This is a genomic window from Actinocatenispora sera, from assembly GCF_018324685.1.
Taxonomy (GTDB): domain Bacteria; phylum Actinomycetota; class Actinomycetes; order Mycobacteriales; family Micromonosporaceae; genus Actinocatenispora; species Actinocatenispora sera.
In genome coordinates this window covers 2,466,845-2,488,212 of record NZ_AP023354.1, presented here as the reverse complement: position 1 = coordinate 2,488,212, position 21,368 = coordinate 2,466,845, and the positions used below count along the sequence as shown (strand labels likewise).

19 protein-coding genes and 1 tRNA gene are annotated in these 21,368 nt (G+C 70.9%); 11 read left to right on the top strand and 9 right to left on the bottom strand.

The genetic code is table 11. The features are described from left to right. Positions 1-2: 2 nt before the first annotated feature. Positions 3-740, bottom strand: a complete 738-nt coding sequence (locus tag Asera_RS11975; RefSeq protein WP_244843844.1) for an aminoglycoside 3'-phosphotransferase — start codon at positions 738-740, stop codon at positions 3-5. 140 nt (positions 741-880) lie between these two features. Here Asera_RS11975 and Asera_RS11970 point away from each other — a divergent pair, with 140 nt between their 5' ends. Beyond that, entirely contained in the window at positions 881-2,086 is a 1,206-nt protein-coding gene (locus tag Asera_RS11970; protein WP_157034774.1) for a hypothetical protein, read from the top strand. A gap of 276 nt (positions 2,087-2,362) precedes the next feature. Beyond that, positions 2,363-3,841 (top strand): amidase, encoded by a 1,479-nt coding sequence (locus tag Asera_RS11965; protein WP_030445877.1) that lies wholly within the window; start codon positions 2,363-2,365, stop codon positions 3,839-3,841. 188 nt (positions 3,842-4,029) lie between these two features. On the opposite strand, the gene Asera_RS11960 is transcribed toward Asera_RS11965, so the two are convergent. Next, positions 4,030-4,623 (bottom strand): TetR/AcrR family transcriptional regulator, encoded by a 594-nt coding sequence (locus tag Asera_RS11960; protein ID WP_030445878.1) that lies wholly within the window; start codon positions 4,621-4,623, stop codon positions 4,030-4,032. A gap of 61 nt (positions 4,624-4,684) precedes the next feature. Between Asera_RS11960 and Asera_RS11955 the strand changes: the two genes are divergently transcribed. Together Asera_RS11955 and Asera_RS33580 are read left to right on the top strand one after the other, a co-directional pair. Next, a complete protein-coding gene (locus tag Asera_RS11955; protein WP_211255543.1) occupies positions 4,685-5,026 on the top strand; it encodes a hypothetical protein in 342 nt (113 codons plus the stop codon). 220 nt (positions 5,027-5,246) lie between these two features. Then, entirely contained in the window at positions 5,247-5,375 is a 129-nt protein-coding gene (locus tag Asera_RS33580) for a hypothetical protein (protein WP_280529726.1), read from the top strand. A 44-nt stretch (positions 5,376-5,419) separates the two neighbouring features. On the opposite strand, the gene Asera_RS11950 is transcribed toward Asera_RS33580, so the two are convergent. The 4 genes from Asera_RS11950 to Asera_RS11935 all read right to left on the bottom strand — a co-directional run bounded on the left by Asera_RS11950 (position 5,420) and on the right by Asera_RS11935 (position 9,283). Then, entirely contained in the window at positions 5,420-6,199 is a 780-nt protein-coding gene (locus tag Asera_RS11950) for a class I SAM-dependent methyltransferase (RefSeq protein ID WP_030445880.1), read from the bottom strand. A gap of 157 nt (positions 6,200-6,356) precedes the next feature. Continuing rightward, entirely contained in the window at positions 6,357-6,728 is a 372-nt protein-coding gene (locus Asera_RS11945) for a VOC family protein (RefSeq protein ID WP_030445881.1), read from the bottom strand. Between the two features lie 1,237 nt (positions 6,729-7,965). After that, a complete protein-coding gene (locus Asera_RS11940) occupies positions 7,966-8,502 on the bottom strand; it encodes a GNAT family N-acetyltransferase (RefSeq protein ID WP_030445882.1) in 537 nt (178 codons plus the stop codon). A 1-nt stretch (position 8,503) separates the two neighbouring features. Beyond that, positions 8,504-9,283, bottom strand: a complete 780-nt coding sequence (locus Asera_RS11935) for a GntR family transcriptional regulator (RefSeq protein WP_030445883.1) — start codon at positions 9,281-9,283, stop codon at positions 8,504-8,506. 210 nt (positions 9,284-9,493) lie between these two features. Here Asera_RS11935 and Asera_RS11930 point away from each other — a divergent pair, with 210 nt between their 5' ends. The 6 genes from Asera_RS11930 to Asera_RS11905 all read left to right on the top strand — a co-directional run bounded on the left by Asera_RS11930 (position 9,494) and on the right by Asera_RS11905 (position 15,277). After that, positions 9,494-9,736 carry a helix-turn-helix domain-containing protein gene (locus tag Asera_RS11930; protein WP_051802147.1) on the top strand — a complete coding sequence of 81 codons (243 nt, stop codon included), beginning with the start codon at positions 9,494-9,496 and terminating at the stop codon, positions 9,734-9,736. Between the two features lies 1 nt (position 9,737). Next, positions 9,738-10,262, top strand: coding sequence for a winged helix-turn-helix transcriptional regulator (locus Asera_RS11925; RefSeq protein WP_030445885.1), 525 nt, complete (start codon positions 9,738-9,740; stop codon positions 10,260-10,262). Next, the gene (locus Asera_RS11920) at positions 10,262-10,930 is read left to right on the top strand and encodes an RNA polymerase sigma factor (protein ID WP_030445886.1); all 669 of its coding nucleotides are present in this window, start codon (positions 10,262-10,264) and stop codon (positions 10,928-10,930) included. The genes Asera_RS11925 and Asera_RS11920 overlap by 1 nt, the downstream gene beginning before the upstream one ends. A gap of 234 nt (positions 10,931-11,164) precedes the next feature. After that, entirely contained in the window at positions 11,165-12,538 is a 1,374-nt protein-coding gene (locus Asera_RS11915) for an AAA family ATPase (protein ID WP_212804567.1), read from the top strand. 140 nt (positions 12,539-12,678) lie between these two features. Then, positions 12,679-13,587, top strand: coding sequence for a bifunctional DNA primase/polymerase (locus tag Asera_RS11910; RefSeq protein ID WP_212804565.1), 909 nt, complete (start codon positions 12,679-12,681; stop codon positions 13,585-13,587). Positions 13,588-13,936: 349 nt separating this feature from the next. Continuing rightward, complete coding sequence (locus Asera_RS11905) at positions 13,937-15,277, top strand: site-specific integrase (RefSeq protein WP_212804563.1); 1,341 nt, start codon at positions 13,937-13,939, stop codon at positions 15,275-15,277. A gap of 66 nt (positions 15,278-15,343) precedes the next feature. Here Asera_RS11905 and Asera_RS11900 read toward each other — a convergent pair. The 3 genes from Asera_RS11900 to Asera_RS11890 all read right to left on the bottom strand — a co-directional run bounded on the left by Asera_RS11900 (position 15,344) and on the right by Asera_RS11890 (position 19,582). Continuing rightward, a tRNA-Met gene (locus Asera_RS11900) sits at positions 15,344-15,417 on the bottom strand. 60 nt (positions 15,418-15,477) lie between these two features. Next, the gene (locus tag Asera_RS11895) at positions 15,478-18,438 is read right to left on the bottom strand and encodes a UPF0182 family membrane protein (RefSeq protein ID WP_084132655.1); all 2,961 of its coding nucleotides are present in this window, start codon (positions 18,436-18,438) and stop codon (positions 15,478-15,480) included. Positions 18,439-18,565: 127 nt separating this feature from the next. After that, positions 18,566-19,582 carry a YlbL family protein gene (locus tag Asera_RS11890; RefSeq protein ID WP_030449172.1) on the bottom strand — a complete coding sequence of 339 codons (1,017 nt, stop codon included), beginning with the start codon at positions 19,580-19,582 and terminating at the stop codon, positions 18,566-18,568. A gap of 229 nt (positions 19,583-19,811) precedes the next feature. Between Asera_RS11890 and Asera_RS11885 the strand changes: the two genes are divergently transcribed. Next, positions 19,812-21,287, top strand: coding sequence for a zinc-dependent metalloprotease (locus tag Asera_RS11885; protein ID WP_084132642.1), 1,476 nt, complete (start codon positions 19,812-19,814; stop codon positions 21,285-21,287). Positions 21,288-21,368: the final 81 nt, after the last annotated feature.

Genomic DNA, 21,368 nt, shown 5'->3' with positions numbered 1-21,368 from the left:
GGTCAGGCGAACTCGTCGAGCAGGCGGTAGAACGCGATCCGGGCCGCGTCGGCCGCGATGCCGTAGCGAGCCAGGAACCGCGCGGCGGCCCACGGCCCGTACTGCGGGTTGAGGTCGGCGGCGGTCAGCGAGCGGGTCGCGATGGCAAGATCGCACCAGCGGTCCGCGACGCCCAGCCGGCCCACGTCGATCACCCCGGTCGGCCGGTACGTGTCCGGGTCGAACAGCACGTTCGGCACGCACAGGTCACCGTGGCAGACCACCGGATCCTCGGTGGCCGGGCGAGTGGCCAGCAGTTCCGCGGTCAGCCGTGCCCGGGACGCACGGGTACCTTCCGCGGCGAGGCCGCCCGGGTCGACCTCCGCGGCGAGGCCGGCCGGGTCGACCTCCGGGACGAGCGCCTCGGGCACCGTGACGGCGAGCCGGCGATCGAACGGGCACGCCGCGACCGGCAACGCGTGCAGCTCCCGGGTCAGGTCGGCCAGCCCGTCGACGATGGACGGCCTGGCCGTGGCCGGCCAGTCGTCGGCCGCCGAGCGCCCCGGCAACGCCGCGGTCACCAGCAGCCCGGGCCGGCACTCCAGTACCTCGGCGGCGGGGAATCCCTGCTGCCGCAACCAGTTGAGCCGCTCGCCCTCGCCGACCAGATCGTGCCGCGGATCGGTCGAGCGCTTCCGGTACACGTCGCCGCGCCGCTCGACCACGGCACCCGACAGCCCCACCGTCACCCGTTCCCACACGCCGCCCACCCTGACCCGCCTGCCCCCCGGACGCAACTGCGATCGGGGCTGCACCGCCGACCGCGCGTCTGAGATCATCGTCGCGACCGCGCACGCGGTCATCCCGCGGCCACGACCGGGGGGCGTACCGGGAGGGGCGGATGAGCGGAGACCGACCGGTGCTCCGCCGGCGCGCGTGGTGGTGTGTCGTCCTGCTCGGCTGCCTCGCGGCCGTGGTGCCGAGCCCGGCGTCCGCCCGGTCGCACCGGCCCAGCCTGCCGGACCGGTTCGCCCCGCTGTCGACCTGGACGAGGACCGCCACGGTGCGGCAACGGCCGGCGGGGCGGGCGATCGCGCTGCTGCGGTACTGCTCCGACGACACGTCGCAGGCCACCGTGGTCGGTGCCGACCGCGACTCGTACCGGCGGTTGACGCTGTCCCGGTTCGACGAGGAGGCCAGTACCGGGCTGATCGCGCCGGACGGCACCCGGGTGCTGCTGCTCGACTCCGTGAACGCCCCCGGCGACAGGCGCGGGGCGCGGCTGGTCGACCTGCGGACCGGCGCGGTCCGGCACGTCCGGCTCACCAGGTGGCACAGCAACGTCGGCGCCGGGCCGCAACTGCTCGCCTGGTCCTACGACGGCCGGTACGTCGCGTACGCCGTACCGGCGCCGCCGCCCGCGGACGGCACCGCGGCCGGCTCGTACGAGGACGGGCGGCCGATCAGGGACCTGGTCCTGCTCGACCTGCGTACCGGCGTCTCGACCCGGTACCCGAAGATCCGGCCGGTCCGCGCCGCGGCCTTCGCACCCGACGGCCGGCTGGCCGCGCAGGTACGGCAGCAGGCGTTGCTGGTCACGACGCACGGCGTGGTACGGGGCCGGATCGCGCTGCCCGCCGGGCAGGAGCTGGCCGGACCGGCCGCGTGGTCGCCGGACGGCGCGCTGCTGGCGACCACGGCAGCGACCGGCGCCGGTTCGACCTCCGCCGTCGGCGTGGGCTTCGTTCGGGCGCCCGGCGCCCACCGACCGGTACCGGAGCCGGTGGCCGCCGGATCGCTGCTCGGCTGGCGCGGCGCGGATCGGGTGCTCGTCGCCCGCGACCTGCGCATCGACGAGGTCTCCCTCACCGATCGCCGCATCCGTACGGCGAACCGGTGGCCGGTCCACGACGCCCCGATCTGCGATCTGCACCTCGCCATCGGCCTGGTTCGCCAGGCCACCATCCGTTCCGCGACCGAACCGGACCGCGGCGCGACACCGCTGTGGCCGCTGGCCGCCGCCGGCGCGGTGGCGCTCGCCCTGGCCGTACTGGCCACAGTCCTGCTGCTCCGCCGCCGGCGCCGACTGCTCCGCTCGCGACGCTGACCACCCACTGGCGGCGCCGATCGACCGTGCCCGAATGGATCCGCCCGGCGACGGGAACTCTCCGCCCCTGGGAGCATGGCGAACCCTGAGGACATCGACGTTCCCGACGACCCGTCGGCTCCGCACCGTATCAGCCTGCCGACGAGCAAGGGCCGCATCACGGTCACCACCCACCCGACCTGCCGCCCGGGACCGACCGGGGCGAATCGAGTCCTCCGTCCCGTTGCGGAAATCGGGATTTCGTGGCCTCACCGGGCGGGCGCTACGGTCGCAGCCATGGACTGGAACTGTGCGACGGCCGAAGAACTCGTGACCGCGATGCGGGCCGGTGACGTGACCTCGGTGGAGCTGACCGATGGGGCGATCGCCCGGATCGAGCAGGACGACAAGGCGATCAACGCGATCTGCGTACCGGACTTCGACCGGGCGCGGGACGCCGCCCGCCGGGCCGACGAGGCGCGCAGCCGCGGCGAGGACCGGCCGCTGCTCGGTGTCCCGGTGACGGTCAAGGAGTCCTACAACATCGCCGGGCTGCCCACGACCTGGGGCATGCCGCAGTACCGGGACTTCGTGCCGGCCGAGGACGCGGTCCAGGTGGCGCGGATCCGGGCCGCCGGCGCGGTGGTACTCGGCAAGACGAACGTGCCCCTGGGGCTGCAGGATCTGCAGACCTTCAACGAGATCTACGGCACCACCAACAACCCGTGGGAGCACGCCCGTACGCCCGGCGGGTCCTCCGGCGGATCGGCGGCGGCCCTTGCGGCCGGGTTCGGCGCGCTGTCGCTCGGCTCCGACATCGGCGGTTCGCTGCGCACGCCCGCGCACTTCTGCGGCGTCTACGCGCACAAGCCGACGCTCGGGTTGGTGGCGTCCCGCGGCATGGTCGCGCCGCCCGCGCCGGCACTGCCGGTCGAGCTCGACCTCGCCGTGGTCGGCCCGATGGCGCGCACCGCCCGCGACCTGACCCTGCTGCTCGACGTCATGGCCGGGCCGGACCCCCTCACCTCGGGCATGGCGTACCAGTTGGCCCTGCCGCCGGCGCGCCGCGAGCGGCTGAGCGACTTCCGGGTCCTGGTCCTCGACGAGCATCCGTTGCTGGCAACCGGATCCGCGGTACGGGCGGGCGTGCGCCGGGTGGCCGACGCGCTCGCCGACGGCGGCGCCCGGGTCGAACGGCACAGCCCGCTGCTGCCCGACCTGGCCGACGCCGCGACGCTCTACACCCAGCTGCTGTTCTCCGGCACCGCCGCGCGCTTCCCCGTCGACGCGTACGAGCAGTTGCAGGCCCGCGCCGCCGGACTGCCCGCGGACGACCGGAGCCTCGACGCCGCGCGGCTGCGCGCGATGGTGTTCAGCCACCGCGACTGGCTCGAGGCGGACAACCGGCGCGAGCTGCACCGGCACGGCTGGCGGCAGCTGTTCGCCGAGTTCGACGCCGTGGTGTGCCCGATCACGCCGACTCCCGCGTTCCCGCACGATCAGAACCCGGACCTGCTGGGACGCCGGATCGACATCGACGGCGTCGAGTACCCGTTCTTCGACCAGCTGGTCTGGGCCGGTCTGGCCACCATGCCCGGCCTGCCCGCCACCGCCGTACCGGCCGGCCTGTCCGCCGACGGCCTGCCGGTGGGCGTGCAGCTCATCGGCCCGATGTTCGCCGACCGCACCCCGCTCCGGCTGGCCGAACTGCTGGAGCGGGAGATCGGCGGCTTCCGCCAGCCCCCGGGCCCCGCACTCCTCGGCCCGCTATCCTGACGCGCTCCCCGGTCCTGGGGTCTGTCTCGCAGTCCCCGGCCGAGCGAGGCGAGTCCCAGTTGTTCGCGCGCAAGGCGGACGGGCGGTCGTGTGCCGGGTTTGCACTCGGCCGTTCCGGCAACGCCGCGAGCGGGCAACTGGGCCGCCGCAGCCGGCACGCGGACTTCGAGACAGGCCCTTGGTCGGGCCTACCGGGACCGCTGTCCAGCCGGATCGGGCTCCGGATCGCCATGAACGATCGAGTGGAACGACTGGCGTAGCAAGGCGACGATCCGGTCCGGCGGCGCGTCCCGCAGCCCATCCAGGCCCAGCAGGTACCGCCCGATGACGGTCCCCAACGTCAACGCGCCGATCAGCCCCGTCCGCAGGGCAGCGTCCTCCTCGTCCATCGTCTCGGCGGCTTGGCGCTGCTCGGCGAGCATCGCCGCGCGCACCTCCCTGGCGGCTTCGGGATGGGTGAACATGGACCGAATGGCCGCCAGCGCGGCGACCGGCTCCGCGGCGACCTTCGCACCCAGCGACGCCAGCAGCAGTTCAGCGATCTGCTCAGGGGTTCCGGCTATGGGTTCGTGCTGGTCGACCACGGCGACTCGGGCGAAGAGCTTCTCCTTCGACTCGAAGTACCTCATGACCAGGCCGGGATCGGTCTTGGCCTCGGCCGCGATCGCGCGAATCGTCGTTCGGTCATAGCCGTGCTCGGCGAACAACCTTCGGGCCGCCGCCACGATCCGGCCCTGGGTGCGACGACGTTGCTCAGCTCTGGCGACGTGTGTGGAACCCATCTACTCAGCCTACATGTGTTGACTCAAGATGTGGGCAGATGATAATTTCAGTCAACCACTGTTGACCGAAATCGAGGGGCTCATGTTTCAGACGATCGCGCTCGCCTTCCTCACCGGCCTCATGGGCATCAACGCGCTGCCACACTTGATCAAGGGCATCCTCGGCGAGGAGTTCCCGAACCTGGCGGGAAACTCACCCCTGCGCAACGCGCTCGCCGGTGTGACCGCACTCCTGCTGACGGCAGTGTTGACGTTCCTGGCCGACATGCCGAACCATCCATGGACTGCCGCGGCCTCGATCGCTGTCGGGGCGTATGTCATGGCCGCCTTCCACGCCCTGCGCGGCGCCTACTGGCTGAACGCCGCCGTAGGCCGCCCCAACCCGGCCACGGCGGATGGATAGCGCTCCGGTTTCGGGGCTCGTCAAGTCCGAAGATCCTGCGTCGCATGAGGTCCGAGCACCCAGCCTCAACTCACGAAGGCACAGTCGAGCCGCAGGCCTTGTCCGCCCGCCCAACCGAGGGCCGCACGCCATCGCCCGACCTGGCAGGCAGGCACCCACGTTCGAGCCGCGCCTGCCCACCACCGCCGCATCGGCGGACCGGTCCACCGACGGCCTGCCGGTGGGCGTGCAGCCCGTCGGCCCGATGTTCGCCGACCGCACCCCGCTGCGGCTGGCCGAACTGCTGGAGCGGGAGGTGGCGGCTTCCACCCGGCGACCCGGCGAACCCGCGAGCCTGCCGAGCCGGTGACCGGTCGAGCCCGACACCGAAGGGCCGCGGCCTCGCGGTCGCGGTTACGGCCTGACGGCCCGGGTGGCGAAGTACCCGGGCAGATACCGGGCGGTGGCGTCCGCGTGGTGCGGGGCCTCGTCGAAGTGCGTCAGGGTGAAGCCGGCCGCGAGCTGCCCGCCGATCTGCTCGGCGAGCGAGTGGCTGTACTCGATCGGGCCGGTCCCGTACGAGCGCTCCCGTTCGTCGTCCGGAAGATCGAGGCTGCTGAACGGCAGCGGGTGTCGCACGACGAGCTCACCCCGCTCGTCCAACGCCTCGACGTCGAAGATGAAGACGTCGGGGTTCAGGAACCCCGTCATCAGGATCCCGCCCGGGCGCAGCACCCGGAACGAGTCCCGCCAGACCGGCGCAAGCTCGGGGCAGAAGACGGTGGACACCGGATTGAAGACGACATCGAAGCTGGCATCGGGGAACGCGCTCAGATCGCGCATGTCGCCGAGCACCGTACGGACGGCCAGCCCGTCGCGGGTGGCGACCTCCCGGTCGCGGTCCAGCTGCCGCGGCGAGTTGTCCAGCACCGTCACGGCCGCACCCGCCGCCGCGAGCACCGGCCCCTGCTGCCCTCCGCCGGAAGCCAGGCACAGCACCTCGACGCCGGACAGTTCGGCCGGAAACCAGCCGCGTGGCACCGACCGGTACCCGATCAGGACGACGGACCAGTCGCCGGCCCGGGCCCGGTCGATGACCTCCCGCCCGGCCGGCCGGGTCCACTCGTTCCCGTTCGCCACCTCGCGATCCCACGCAGCACGGTTGTACGCCACAGCATCGAAGCTCTCCGTCACAACGGCAAGCCTAAGCGCACCACTCCCGCCCCCACGAAGCCGCCGCCCCGGACCGCAAACCAGTCATCGTCGTTTCCCGTTTCGCGGGATCCGTACGGATCTACAGCCCTCGCGTTGCCAGTCTCGTCAGCCATCCGCGCCACCTGCCGGCCACGGGTCAGGGTCGGAGGAGACAGAGGCAGAAGGGGTGCCCGGCCGGATCCGCGTAGACCTGGAAGCTCCCCTTCGCCTCGGGATCATCAGCCGCTTGCAGCAACGTGGCGCCGAGCGCGGTGACCTCGTTTTGCGCTGCGGTGAGATCGTCGACGTACAGATCGAGGTGAATCTGCTGCCGCTCCGGACCTCCCGGCCACTGGGGCCGGACGTGGTCGGGCGCCAGTTGCACGCCGATGCGCGCCTTGCCGTCCACGATCACCATGTGCCAGTCGTCTTCCTTGTCAACGACGCCCTTCATGACGCCGGCCCAGAAATCACTCTCGGCGGTGAGGTCCGGCGCGTCGAACACGACGACTTGCCGACTGATCTGCATGGCGTCTCCTTTTTGGGTCGGCACGCCGTGGCATTCGCCCTCTGGACATCGTGGCCGGGGGATTCGACACGGACCCTGGACGGCGCCGCCAGGCCTGGCTGCCCCTGACGCTAGACCCGGCGGCGCGGCTGGCCGCGCGCTTGCGCGGTCACCTGCGATCTGGCCTCGGCGCCCCGCCCGCTACAGGCGTGACCGTCGACCACCACCCGCGGCGAGCCGGGGCGACCGATTCACCCCGACGTGGTGCGGCAGCGATTCCACCGCATGGCCGCCGGGTGCGAACCGGCGGTGGTGAGCCGCCGGCTCGGCCACGCGTCCGAGCGTTCACGATGTCGGTCTACACGCACGTCCTGCCCGGCATGGATCGTGACGCAGCCGACACCACTGCGAGCCGATCCTGCCGCCCGAGGAGGCGCCGGAGACGCCCGCCGACGGGGCTGTTAGCACGGGACATGAAAACGCCCTCCTGGATGATCTCCAGGAGGGCGTTTTCCCTCGTAGCGGGGGCAGGATTTGAACCTGCGACCTCTGGGTTATGAGCAGCTCAAGCCGAATCGCACCTGTCGCCCGTGTCGCTGCTTCCGTTGTCTCGCAACGGATCTACTCTCAACAGGGTTGCTCGTTTCGCATGATCCGCACGGACCTACGGCTGTCGCGTTAGCAACCTCGTTAGCAAGCTGGGCCGCATCGCTGCCGCTAGACCTAGCGGCACCCGGCGCTAGACCTAGCGGCGCCGCTAGCCGGGCACTTGGGCGGCCACCTGGGATCTAGCCTCTAGCGTCCCGCCCCTACAGGACTACCAACGAGCCGATTTCGGCCGTCTACGGCCGTTTCAGAGGCCGCTAGTTTGCCCTCAGAGAACGTACCGGCGCGCTGGTGAAGAGGATCGCACCGAACGGCGCCGGGCCGTCTCACGGCATCTGGCACCGCACGCCTCCCCGCCGCGGACTTCGGGCAGTGACGGAACCGCGTCGACCGCGTTCCGTCACCTCACCGCGAGATGCCCCCGCGCCGCGATGGCCGCCACCCTGGCGACAGCGGGCGGGGGCATCTCATTCCGCCACGGTGACGTATCCGCCGCGGGCGTTCCGTCGCTCACCAGGCGGCCACTGTGACGGAACACGCCAGGCGGTAAGCGTCACGGACGTTCGCGCCACCATTCGCGCCACCGGCGCTAACGCCGTGACCTGCGCTTATGCCATTCGCGCCATTCGCGCCACGGGTGTACCCCAGCCGCTCACCGCGTGCTCGGCATGGCTCCCGGCGCCACGTAGCAGTACGCCTCCACTTCTTGGCCCTCGCCGAACTTGTGAACCGCGGTACCGAGCCGGATACACCCGAGGCGTTCGTAGAGTCGAATTGCAGCACGATCCTTGGTCATCACGTCGAAGACGACTCGCAGATCGTGCGCTGTGGCGTACTCCATTGCGGCCGCCGCAAGTGCCTGCCCAAGAGACCGGCCACGCGCTGCGGGAGCGACGAACAACCGCGCGACCACGGCGATTTCACTCTCGTTGATCCCGGTCTGTTCGATGAGCATTTCTGCCGCATCCTCACCGCGCGGTTCGCAGATCGCAGCGTGTCCGAGAATCTGGCTGGAGTCGACCGCTACCCATGCCTCAAGCAAGCCGTCAGGGAATAGCCAGCCCTCAGCGTCCGTCACCCCCTCTACCGGGTAACCATCGGTTGCGTAGACCTCACGCAACACCGCCGCGCATCCCTTGATGTCATCGCTACGGCGAATACGGACTACGGGAGTGGAGCCGTCAGCCATCTCAATCCTCAATCGGCATGTTGTAGTCGAGCGCGTTGAAATCGGCGCGCATTACAAAGCGGGTGACCTCGAATGGGTCGCCATTGTCGTCTATCCCAGTGTGGAGAACTTCCAGCACGGGAACGCCGTCCGGGATAACCAGCCCAGCGACTTCCTCCGGTGTCGGCATTCGCGCCGATATCTCTTCTCGGATCCGCGTCAATGGGTGGCCGAGGTCCTCAAACCTGGCGTAGAGACTCCCTTTCCCCATGTTCGCGCTAGTCGCCAGCACCGAGCCGTCAGCGATAGCCCACGGAATGAACGTGACCCCAACTTGCACCGGTTCATCGTCCGCAAAATACCAATTTTCGCGGCGTACAACCGACCGGTCGTCATCGTTCAATCCGAGTCGCTGCGCGACATCCTCCGGAGCGTCTACACGCTCAATCGACGTACAGGCGACACGCGGCGTCCGGCCCTGTTTCGTCACCTCGGCACGGTACGGAGACAGGCCGGTCGTCTCCCGCAACGTGCGTGAGTACCGGTTGGAGCCGAGGCGAAGTAGGGCGGGCTTGAGCCGAACGAACGCGCCCGCGCCGTGCTTGGCGACCGCCAGGCCTTCACGGCGCAGGATGTCGATCGCCTCCGCTGCGGTGTTGCGTGCGGATCCGTACTGCGCAGCGAGCTTGCGCTCAGACGGGAGCTTGTCGCCTGGCCCGTACGTGCCGTTCTTGATCTGTTCTCGCAGGTCATCCGCGATGCGGCGGCTCGGTGGCCGCTTGTCGCTGGGTTCCCGGGGCATGGCGTGGTCCTCCTTCTCCGACAGACCACACCACCGTACATCCATCTGGCTTGAGCCAGTCCCTTGACGTGGCTTGAGCCACTCTGCTAGAAAGTGGCTCAAGCCAGTTTCGCAGGCGTCGCCTGGGTCGCTGGCAAGGCAAGACCCGGCCGGTGTTGCAGCACCGGCCGGGTCGGAGCATCCCCATCCGTGTCTGTCGGAGGAGTGAAGATGCAGGACCAGCGTAGCGACGAACTGGCCACCGGCACCGTTCCCGCCGTGCGGCCGTACCGCGTGAAGCAGGTTGCCGAGCTGCTGGATGTGCACCCGGCGACGGTGTATCGGGCGATTGAGTCGGGCCGCCTGGCGGCGCTGCGGGTCGGCGCGGGCCGGGGCGGGTTGCGGATCACCCGGCAGGCGTTCGAGGCGTTCCTCGCCGCGATCGCTACCAGCGTCGAGGGTGAGGTGGCCTGAGATGAGCGCCCCGCTGTTCGAGGTCACGCCGGAAACGACCGTGCGGCTTCGTGTCGAGTTGCCGTTGACCGCCGACGAGATGGCCGCCGCGCTGTACTACGAGCCCCAGCTTGTGGCCGACGACCTGGTGCACGACCAGGACGTGCGCGACGCCCTGGTGCTGGCGGTGGCCACCGAAGGTTTGGTGGCGATCCGGCAGCGCGTTTCGCAGCTGCACGACGACATCGCCACGGGCACGGTCGACGCCGGGTGGCTGGCGGTCTGCCGGCGCCGCCTGGCCGACGTGTTCGCCGCCCGCCCGGCCGGTCGGCCGATGCAGGAGACGCGGCGGGCGATCGCGCGGCGGGTGGCCGCGCAGCCGGGTATCACGCCGAAGCGGCTGGCCGACGCGTTGGGCATCTCGCACGAGGCGGTGCGCAGTGCGTGCGCGCGAATGGCTGCCGCTGGGCAGGTGTCGCGGGACGCGGCTGGCCGGTACTTCCCGGCGACCGTGCGTCCGGCTCACGCCGTGCTGGGGGTGGCGTGATGCGCGCGCACTTGGTGGAGATGACCGACGCGGGGTTGGTGGCGGCGGCGCAGGACGGTGACCGGGACGCGGTGGGCGTGCTGTACGCGCGGCACGCGGCCGATCTGGTGCGTTACCTGCGGTCGGTGGTGCGCGGCAGCTACGGCGGCGCGAGCACGGCCGAGGACATCGCACAGAACACCTGGGAAGAACTGCTGACCGGCGGCCTGGCCAAGTTCGCCGACCGCGGGTCGGACGGGCCGGGGTTCGGGCGGTGGCTGCGGGGGATGGCGCGGTATCAGGCGTTGCGGCACTTCCGGCGGCACGGCAAGGAGAGCGCCGTCGACGACACGTTCTGGCAGTACGCGGAGGTGGCCGCGCCGCCGCTGCTGGAGCCGGTCGACCGGCAGCGTGAGGCGATGCGCGAGCGGCTGAGCACCGAGGTTGCCGACCTGCCACCGGTACAGCGGCAGGTGGCCACGCTGCGGCTGTCCGGGCTGCGTCCGATGGAGATCATCGCGCAGACCGGGTGGTCGAAGTCGAAGGTCGACTCGACCTGGCACATCGCGCAGCGCACGTTGAAGCGCCGCGCGTCCGGCGGCCCGCGTCGCCGGTGCACGCCGGCGCAGTACGCGGTGATTCAGAAGATGGTCGCCGCCCGCACCGGCACCGTGGCCGAGGCGGCGTGAGGTGGCCGCCCGGTCGCGGACGAACCCGCAGGTGCGCACCGGTACAGCACCGGCACCGAACCCGGCACCGGACGCGGCGCGCACGGCGCCACGCAGACCCGGCAGGCCGGGTGAGTCCGCACGGTCGCTGACCAGCGAGACGACCCGGACGCACCCGGCCCCGTGACCGGGGTCCGGCACCGCCCGCAACGCGGCGCCGAACCCACCCGACCAGACGCGACAGGAGTTGTGTCGATGCTGCCCGCACACCCCGGCGAACCCGGTCTCACCCAGACCCGGCCGCCACTCGAACCCGCCCCGGACCCGGACGCGGTGCCGCGTGCCATGCCGCGTCTGGTGCGCCTGGCCGACGTGACCCCGGAGCGCATCACGTGGCTGTGGCCTGGCTACCTCGCCGCCGGCAAGCTCCACGTGATCGACGGCGATCCGGGCACCGGCAAGTCGACCATGACCACCGACCTCGCCGCCCGCATCACCACCGGCAAGCCGTGGCCGGACGGGCAGCCCGGTACCGGCCCGGCCGGCGTGGTGCTGCTGTCGGCCGAGGATGACCCAGCCGACACCATCCGCCCCCGGCTGGACGCGGCCGGGGCGGACCCGGCGCGGGTGGTCGCGCTGACCAGCGTCACCGAGTGGGACGCGCGGGATGCCGGGTGGGTCGATCGGCTGGTGACGCTGCCCGACGACGCCGGGATGGTGGCCGACGCGATCGCCGCCGTCGGTGCTGCCCTGGTGGTGGTCGACCCGCTGATGGCCTACCTGGGCGAGAAGGTCAACGAGTACCAGGACAAGGACGTCCGCCGGGCGCTGACGCCGCTGATCAAGACCGCGGAGAAGACCGGATGCGCGATCGTGCTGGTCCGGCACTTCACCAAGGGCGGCGGGCCGTCGCCGATCTACCGGGGCGGCGGCTCGATCGGCATCATCGGCGCCGCCCGGCTCGGCTACGCCGTGGCCAAAGACCCGCGCGACGAGGGACGGGTGATCGTCGCCCCGACCAAAGCCAACATCGCCGTGATGCCGCCCGCCCTGGCCTACCGCCTGGTCGACGCGCCCGACCACGGATGCGCCCGCATCGAATGGGACGGCACCGTCGACTACACCGCCGCCGACCTGCTGCGGGAGCCGGGCGAGTCGGAGACCGGCCCGGCCCGCAGCAAGGCGGCCGAATGGCTCGTCGGGTTCCTGCGCGAACAGGGCGGGGAGGCGGCTACCGCCGACGTGCAGGCCGGTGCGGAGGCAGCCGGGATCGCCTGGCGCACCGTGCAACGCGCCCGCAAGTCCGCCGGGGTCGACGCCGACCGGTCCGGGTTCGGCGGCGGCGCCGTGTGGCGACTCGCGGCCGACGACACCGGCCGTGCCCTCTCCCGTGGCGCGAATGGCGCGAATGGCATAAGTGCAGGTCACAGCGTTGACGCCGTTGGCGCGAATGGTGGCGCGAACGGTGGCGCGAATGGCGCGGGTGGCGCGGTCGACGTGCCGCTACTGGTCGACGTGCCCGGCATCGGCTCGTGCGAACGATGCGGCCGACCGGCGCGCGTTCGGCCCGACCGTCCCACCGTCTGCGAGTCCTGCGCGCCGACCGGCACGGGCCGCCCACCGAGCTAGCCGACGGCTGCTATCGCTAGCAGCCCTGCCTGCTAGCGATAGCAGCCCTGCTAGCAGCCAAACCATGCCGTGACCTGCCCGGTAGCAGCTAGCAGCACCGACACCGACACCCGCCCAACCCGCCGAATCGAGGTAACGCGATGACCCACCCGACGAGCCGCTATCACCGGCCGGCACGGGCCGCCGCCGGGCGCGGCTGGCCGGTGTTCGTGCTGGGCCGCACCAAACGGCCCGTGGCCAACTGTCCACAGTGTCACGACGCCGGACCCGGACACGACCGCGAAGCGTGTGGTTGCCTGACGTGCCACGGGTTCTACGCCGCCACCACCGACCCGCACCGCATCGCCGCCATGCTGTCCGCCGTCCCCGCCGGGCTGCTGGCCATCCGGACCGGGGCGGCGGCCGGGCTGGTGGTGGTCGACATCGACCCCCAGCACGGCGGGCAGCTCGATCGGTCGGTGATGGTGCCCACCTACACCGTCGCGACCGGCTCCGGAGGCTGGCACCTGTACTACGCCCACCCCGGCCACCCGGTGACCTCCCGGCCGATGCCCGACCGGCCCGGCGTCGACATCAAGGCAGACGGCGGGTACGTGGTCGCCCCGCCATCGGTCCACCCGGTCACCCGCCGCCCGTACCGCACGGTGCACGACGGGCCGGTCGTGGAGATGCCCCCGCGCCTGGCGGCCATCGTGGACCGGCCGACCGCGCCCGCACCGCCCCAGCCCGCACACCGCCCAACCACACCGATCGTTCCGCATGTCGGGGGCGGGGGCATCTCATCACCCGCCGCGCTGCTGGCGAGCAACCTGCGGCGCATCACCACCGCCCCGGTCGGCCGCCGCCGCACCACGCTGTACGGCGTCGCGCGCGGCGTGGCCCGCATCGTGGCGGCCGGCGCGCTCGACACCGGCACCGCCGTAGCCGAGCTGACCGACGCCGGTCGCGCCGCCGAACAGACCGACCGCGACATCCGCGCCGCCATCACCGGCGGGTTCCGCGACGAGAACGTACCCCTGCCCGCCGACACCATCGGAGGCGCCGCATGACCCGCCCGCCCCGGGGCTATCGGATAGCCCCACCCGCCGCAATCGATAGCCCCGCCGCTAGCCCCCTGACCAGCGAGATAGCCGATAGCGGCGCCACCGCGCCAGGCGGCCGAACACGCCGCCTGGCCGTCGACCAGGTGGCCGCCGTCCCGCCACTATCCGCCCCGCTACCGGTAGCGCCGCCGCTACCGGTACCCGCTACCGAAGAACCGCCCCTCTACCAGCGGCAACGCCGGTCGGTAGCGGGTAGCGGCCCGCCGCGCGCATACGCCGTCAGGCCGGTACTGGCCGCCTGGCGACCCCTGATGACCCGCTACCGCTACGGCTCCCGAGAGGCAGGCACCACACGATGAAAGGCCACGTCTACAAGCGCGGCAAGACGTACACGTACATGTTCGATGGCCAGCCTGACCCGCTCACCGGTGACCGCAAGCAGATCAGCAAAGGCGGGTGGAAGACAGAGACTATCGCCTGGCAGAAGTGCCGCGAGGCGATGCAGCAAGTGGAGTCCGGGAAGTACGCCGAACCGTCAAAGCGAACCGTCGAGGAATTCCTTGTGTCGCAATGGCTTCCGGTCGTACGCCGGACGGTCGCGGCGTCGACGTGGGCGAGCTGGCGTCACTACACGACTTCCAACGTGGTTCCCGCCATTGGAAAGGTCCGGATGCAGGATCTCACCGCGGTTCGGTTGCACGCGCTGTACGAGCACCTGTTGACCACCGGCCGTGTGAAGCGCACCGCCGACGAGGCGATGTTCGGCTACTGGACCGCCCGCCAGAAGAAAGGCGAGGAACCGAAGCCGCGGGAGGTGATGCAGGCGTGCGGCGTGACGATTCACGCGGCACGAGCAGCCGTTCGCCGGTACCGTGCCGGCCGCACACCGAAAGCGGTAAACCCTGGGCTCGATCCGAAGACCGTTCGGAACATTCACGCCATGCTGCACAAGGCGTTGACGGATGCCCTCGCCTGGCACTACGTCACCGAGAATGTAGCCGCGAGTGTGAAGCCGCCGCGAGTGCCGAAACGGCGCCGGCCGGTCTGGACACCAAAGCAGCTCGGCACGTTCCTCGCGTACGCCCGTACGGACCGGTTCTACGCGCTGTATCTCGTCGTCGCAACAACTGGAATGCGGCGGGCGGAAGTGTGCGGGCTGACGTGGTCGGCGGTCGATATCGAGGCCGGGCACCTGGCGGTCGATCCCGGATCGCCGCGGGTGGTGGTCGACGGTCGCGCGGAGACCAGCGACGGCAAGACGGACAACGCGCCCCGGCTGCTCTCGCTCGACAAGGTGACCGTTGACGCGCTACGCGAGTGGCGGACCGTTCAGCGTTCCGAGCGCCCGTTCTACGACGAGGAGTACGACGGCACCGACCTCCTATTCACGTGGGAGGACGGGCGGCCGATTCACCCCGACGTGGTGCGGCAGCGGTTCCACCGGATGGCCGCCGCGTGCGGACTGCCGAGGATCCGACTGCACGACGTGCGGCACAGCTACGCCACGGCGGCGCTCAAGGCCGGCGTACACCCGGCCGTGGTGAGCCGCCGGCTCGGTCACGCGTCCGAGGCGTTCACGATGTCGGTCTACACGCACGTCCTGCCTGGCATGGATCGTGATGCAGCCGACACCATCGCGAACCTGATCCTGCCGCCCGACGAGGCGCCTGAGCCGGCCGCCGACGAGGCCGGTTAGCAAATCCGTTAGCACGGGACATGAAAACGCCCTCCTGGATGATCTCCAGGAGGGCGTTTTCCCTCGTAGCGGGGGCAGGATTTGAACCTGCGACCTCTGGGTTATGAGCCCAGCGAGCTACCGAGCTGCTCCACCCCGCGGCGGTGAGACCAATACTAGCGGGCGCCCCGGCGCCCTCCAAATCGGGGTGGCGGTGTCGATCAACTCCCTGGTGAGGGCGTTGTCTTCGCCTCTGGCGAGGGGGTCTTCGCGCCCGGCGACGGGGTCGTCCCGGCTCCCGGCGAGGCCGTCGCCTTTGCCGCTTTCTTGGCGTCTTCGTACTGTTTGGTGGCCTTCTTCAGCTCGGCGAGCGCCTTGCCTTCGGCGGTGTAGTCGTCGGCCTTGCGGGCAGCGGACAGGTCGGCGAGCGCCTTGTCGATCGCCCGTACCGCGGCGTCGATGTCGGGTGAGGTACCGGTCTCGCCGCCGGCATCGGAGCCGTCGTCGCCGGGCGGTGCCGTACTGGTGGACGACGAGGTCATGTTGGTGATCGCGGACTTGAGGTCGGGGCCGTAGCCGACCTGGCTGCCGTAGCCGACCAGGACCGTCTTCAGCAACGGGTACGGCACGTTCTTGCCCTTGATGTACACCGGTTCCACGTAGAGCAGCCCGTCGGCGACCGGAAGCGTGAGCAGGTTGCCGTAGTCGAGGCTGGAGGTCTTGGAGTCGCCGAGTGCCAGGTTGTTCTGGATGCCTTCCTGGTTCTGCATCTTCGACTGGACCTGGTTGGGGCCGAGGAAGTTGGAGTTGCCGGGCAGTTCGGTGACGGCGAGCTTCGGCCGGCCGGACGAGTCGTAGTACGCGGAGAGGATCGCGGCGAGGTTGTTGCGGTTGCGCGAGGTGAGTGCCGCGGTGAGCTGGAACGTCGGCTCGTTCTGTTGCGGGAACTGGGCGACCACGTAGTACGGCGGCTGCTTGTGGCCACCGGAGCGGGTCGGGTCCTTGGGCGTCTCCCACAGGTTGTCCTGCTTGTTGAACGCCTGCGGATCGGTGATGTGGTACCGGTTCAGGGTGTCGCGCTGCACCTTGAACAGGTCCTCCGGGTACCGGAAGTGCGCGGCGAGGTCCGCCGGGATCGTCGTCTTCAGGATCCCGCCGTACGCGGCGTTCCAGGCCTTCAGCACCGGGTCGGTGCGGTCGAACTGGTACAGCGTGACCTTGCCGGTGTAGGCGTCCACGGTGGCCTTGACCGAGTTGCGGATGTAGTTGATGCTGCGCCGGTCCTGGGCCGCGGTACCGGATCCGGTCTGCGAGTCGCTGGTCGCCGACTGCAGGTCGGTGCGCTGCGAGTACGGGTAAGTCGAGGAGGTGGTGTAGCAGTCGAGGATCCACTGCACCCGGCCGCCCACGACCGCGGGGTAGGGGTCGCCGTCGACGGTCAGGAACGGCGCGACCTTCTCCACCCTCGCCCGCGGGTCCCGGACGTACAGCAGCTTCGAGTCGGCATTGAAGTAGTCGCTGGCGAGCAGGAAGTTGCTGTCGTGGAAGTCCAGCGCGTACAGCAGTCGCCGGCCGTACGAGCCGACGGGGACGCCGCCGGAGCCGTCGTAGGTGTTCTGCAGCTCGGGCGCGTTGGCGCCACCCGCGCCCGGCCGGTCGTACTCCCGGTCGGCGCCGCCGGTCTTGCCCACGATGGCGAAGTCGGTCAGCTTGTCCGAGTAGTAGATGCGCGGCTGCCGGACGTCCAGCTTGCTCGGCCCGGAGTAGCAGTCTCCCTGCGTGGCCTCCTTCTTGGTGTCGCCGAGCGAGCCGGACACGAACGACGGTTGTCCGTCGGCACAGGTGGTGTCGGCGGGCGCGGCGACGAACCCGTACCCGTGGGTGAACACCGCGTGCCGGTTCTGCCAGGTGCGCTGCGCGCCGGACAGCCGGGACGAGTCGAGCTGGCGCACCCCGACCACGTAGTCCTGGGTGCGACCGTCCACTGTGTACCGGTCCACGTTGAGCTTGTCGCCGAAGTCGTAGAACCCGCGCACCTGCTGCAGCTGGGTGAAGGTGGCCGGCACCTTGGCCGGGTCGAGCAGCCGTACGTTCGGCACCGTGTTCCTGTCCGCCGCCAGCTTGGCGTCCGGCGTGGTGTTGGACGCCGGGTACACCCCGCCACCGATGTCCTGGATGCCGTACGCCGCACGGGTCGCGGTGATGCTGCGCTGGATGTACTTGCCTTCCTTGGCAGGGATGTTCGGCTTGACGGTGAACGTGGACACCATGCCCGGGTAGATCCCGCCGATGGTGACCGCCGCGATCGCCAGCAGCGCCAACGACACCCCGGGCCAGATCAGGTTGCGCGCCACCGCGTTGGAGAACACCAGCACCGCGACCGCGACCACCAGCGCGATCCAGGCGAGGATCTGTTTGGCCGGCAGCAGCGCGTTGATCGCGGTGTACCCGGCGCCGTCGGTACCGGTGGTGGACGTGTGGCCGAGCAGCAGCCCGCACTGGTCCAGGAAGTACGCCACCGCCTTGAGCACCACGAACAGCGCGACCAGGATCGACAGGTGCAGCCGGGCGGCGTTGGTGATGCGGTCGCCGCGGCCGGACAGCCGCACCCCGCCGTAGAGCCAGTACGTCAGCAGCACCGCCACCAGCGCCAGGAACACCAGCGTGAACCCGACCCCGATCAGGTACCGGTAGAACGGGTACTTGAAGACGTAGAAGCCGATGTCGGTGCCGAACTGCGGGTCGCCGGTCCCGAACCGCTGGGCGTTGCGGAACAGCAGCCACTGCGCCCACTCGCCGCGCGCGGACAGCCCGGTGATCAGCCCGGTCACGATCGCCACCGCGGCGACGATCAGCCGCATCCGCGGTGTCACGGCCGACCGGTAGCGGTCCAGGTTCTGCTGCTCGGGCGAGTGCGGCCGCACCTTCGGCCGCAGCCGGTACGCGAGCTGGATGTTGCCGCCGAGCCACACCGCCGCGGCGACGCCGAAGACGGCGAACAGCGCCAGCTTGGTGCGCAGGTTGGTGGCGAACACCGAGGTGTAGGACACCTCGCGGAACCACAGCCAGTCGGTCCAGGCGGACACCACCCAGCTGCCGACCGCGATCAGCACGATCAGTGCGACGATCGCGACCAGGATGCGCCGGGTGCGGCGACCGACCATGGGCAGAGGCGTTCGCATCGTCACCGGCTCATCCCCCATCCCGCCGACCCACGACCTGCGCGTGGCGTCCCAGACTAGGCGATCGCGCCGGCATCCGCCCGTACGGTCCTGCCTGCCGGCCGGTCAGCAAACACCGAGGAACCGTTCAGCACGTCGGAGTCGGTTTGCCGGCACGCAACTCGGACAGCGCCTGCAGCGCGCCGTGCAGCGTGCTCACCTTCACCAGCGTCAACCCGTCCGGTACCGCGCTCTTGGCCTGCGCGCAGTTGCCGGCCGGGGTGAGGAACACCGTCGCGCGGTCCCGCTTCGCGCCGAGCAGCTTCTGCTGGATGCCGCCGATCGGGCCGACCCTGCCGTCCGCGTCGATCTCGCCGGTACCGGCGATGACCTTGCCGCCGGTCAGGTCGGCCGGGGTCAGCGTGTCGACGATGCCCAGCGCGAACATCATCCCGGCGGACGGCCCGCCGATCTCGCCGAGGCTGACCTTCACCCGGTACTTGCAGGGCTGCTTCTCGGTCACCGTGACCCCCAGTGCCGCCTTGCCCGAGTCGCCCTTGCCGGTGGTGATCGTCGCGGTCCTCGCCTTGCCGTCGCGGGTGTAGCCGATCTCGCGCTTGCTACCGACCGCCTTGCCCTGCACCAGGGTGACCAGGTTCTGCGTCGAGGTGACCGGCTTGCCGTCGACGCTGTCCAGCACGTCGCCGGCCTTCAGCTTGCCGGCCGCGCCGGAACCGGCCGCCACCGACTTGACGGTCACGTCGACCGAACAGCCCAGCTCGCGGTAGGCGGCGGTCTCGGCCGCGGTCTGCGAGTCCTGGAACTGCTGTTGCTGCTGCTTGTCGGTCTGCTGCTCGGTCTGGTCCGGCGGGTAGACCGCGTCTCGCGGCACCACGGCGTACCGGTCGTCCCACCAGTCGTACATCGCCGACCAAAGGGTCAGGTCGTCGGAGACGGAGACCGTCACCAGCCGCAGCTGCCCGGTCGACTTCGACGCCGTACCGCGCTGCACGGTGATGATCTTCGTCCCGTCGACGGTGCCCAGCGTGTCGACCGTCGGCCCCGGCCCGAGCGCCACGTACGGCACCTTCACCAGCAGCGAGGCCACGGTCAGCAGGGCCACCAGTACGGTGCCGATCAGCACGGTCCACCCGCGTCGTTCCATGCCGGGAGCCTATTCGGGCGGCGCCACGCCGGCGCAGCCACCCGCGCACCGCGTGTCGGCAGTCCGGCCCGGGGGCGGCACGCACTTCGTGTCGCGGGGTGCGGGGGCCGTGCGCGTGTTCGCGCACAGCGGACGCCGCCCGGGTGTCCGGTCACTGCACGTCGCGTACCGTGGGAGGTGTGACCGGGGCGGTTGCACCTACCTGCACACGGTGCGATGGGACGTTGTGATGACTGATATTCCGTTCGGGTTCTCGGTGCCGGGAGGCACACCCGACCCCAACGACCCGCAGCAGATGGCGCGGTTTTTGTCCCAGCTTCAGCAGTTTCTGGTGACCCCGAGCTCCGGCCCGGTCAACTGGGACCTGGCCAAGCAGGTCGCCACCAGCCAGGTCGACACCGACGATCCCGCCGTCGCCGCGAGCGACCGCGCCGAGCTCGCCGAGGCGGTGAAACTCGCCGACCTGTGGCTCGATCCGGTCACCACGCTGCCCAGCGGGGTGCGCTCGACCGCCGCCTGGACCCGACGGGAGTGGATCGAGAAGACGCTGCCGGTCTGGCAGCAGCTGTGCGACCCGGTGGCCGGCCGGATGGTCACCTCGATGAGCGACCTGATGCCCGAGGAGCTGCGCGGCCAGCTTGGCCCGATGCAGGCGATGGTCTCTTCGCTGGGTGGCGCGATGTTCGGCGGCCAGCTCGGCGCGGCGCTCGCGTCGCTGGCCGGCGAGGTGCTGTCCGACTCCGACATCGGCCTGCCGCTCGGCCCGGCCGGCGTGGCCGGTCTGCTGCCCACCAACCTCGCCGCGTACCGGGAGGGGCTGGAGCTGCCGGCCGATCAGGTGCGGCTCTACACCGCGCTGCGCGAGGCCGCTCACCACCGGCTGTACGCGCACGTGCCGTGGCTGCGCGGGCACATGCTCGCCGCCGTCGAGACGTACGCGCAGGGCATCACGGTCAACCGGGAGGCCATCGAGGAGGCGCTCGGCCAGGTCGATCCGAGCAACCCGGAGTCGATGCAGGAGCTCAACTTCGAGGGCGTCTTCACCCCGGAGGACACCCCGGCACAGCGCTCCGCGCTGAACCGGCTGGAGACCAGCCTGGCGCTGGTCGAGGGGTGGGTGACGCACGTGGTCACCGCCGCGGTCGCGGACCGGCTGCCGAACGTCGCGCGGCTGACCGAGGCGTTCCAGCGGCGCCGGGCCGAGGGCGGCCCGGCCGAGCAGACGTTCGCCGCGCTGGTCGGCCTGGAGCTGCGGCCGCGCCGGCTGCGCGAGGCGACCGCGCTGTGGGAGGAGCTGCGGGCCCGCCGCGGTGTCGACGGACGGGACGCGATCTGGGGCCACCCGGACCTGCTGCCGTCGGCGGACGACTTCGCCGACCCGGCCGCGTTCGCCGACACCTCGTCGTTCGACATCGGCGACATGGGCTTCGACCTGTCCGACCCGGCGCTCACCGGCACCGCGACCCCCGAGGTCGGTACGGGCAAGCCGGCGACGGACGGCGAGCCGGACCCGGGATCGAGGGCCGACTCCGACGACAGCGCCGGCACGAACGACAGCACCGGCACGGAAGGCGGTGCCGGCACGAACGACAGCACCGGCACGAACGACAGCACCGGCACGGAAGGCGGTGCCGGCACGGAGGGCGCGGCCGGGGGCGCCGAGCGGCGCGACCGTCCCGAGGATGGCGACAAGCCGCAGGACTGACCCGCGGCGGCCGGCTGGTGCAGGCTGCCTACACTGGCCTGACGTTCGACGCGCCCGCTCCGACCAGGAGCGGGCGCAACG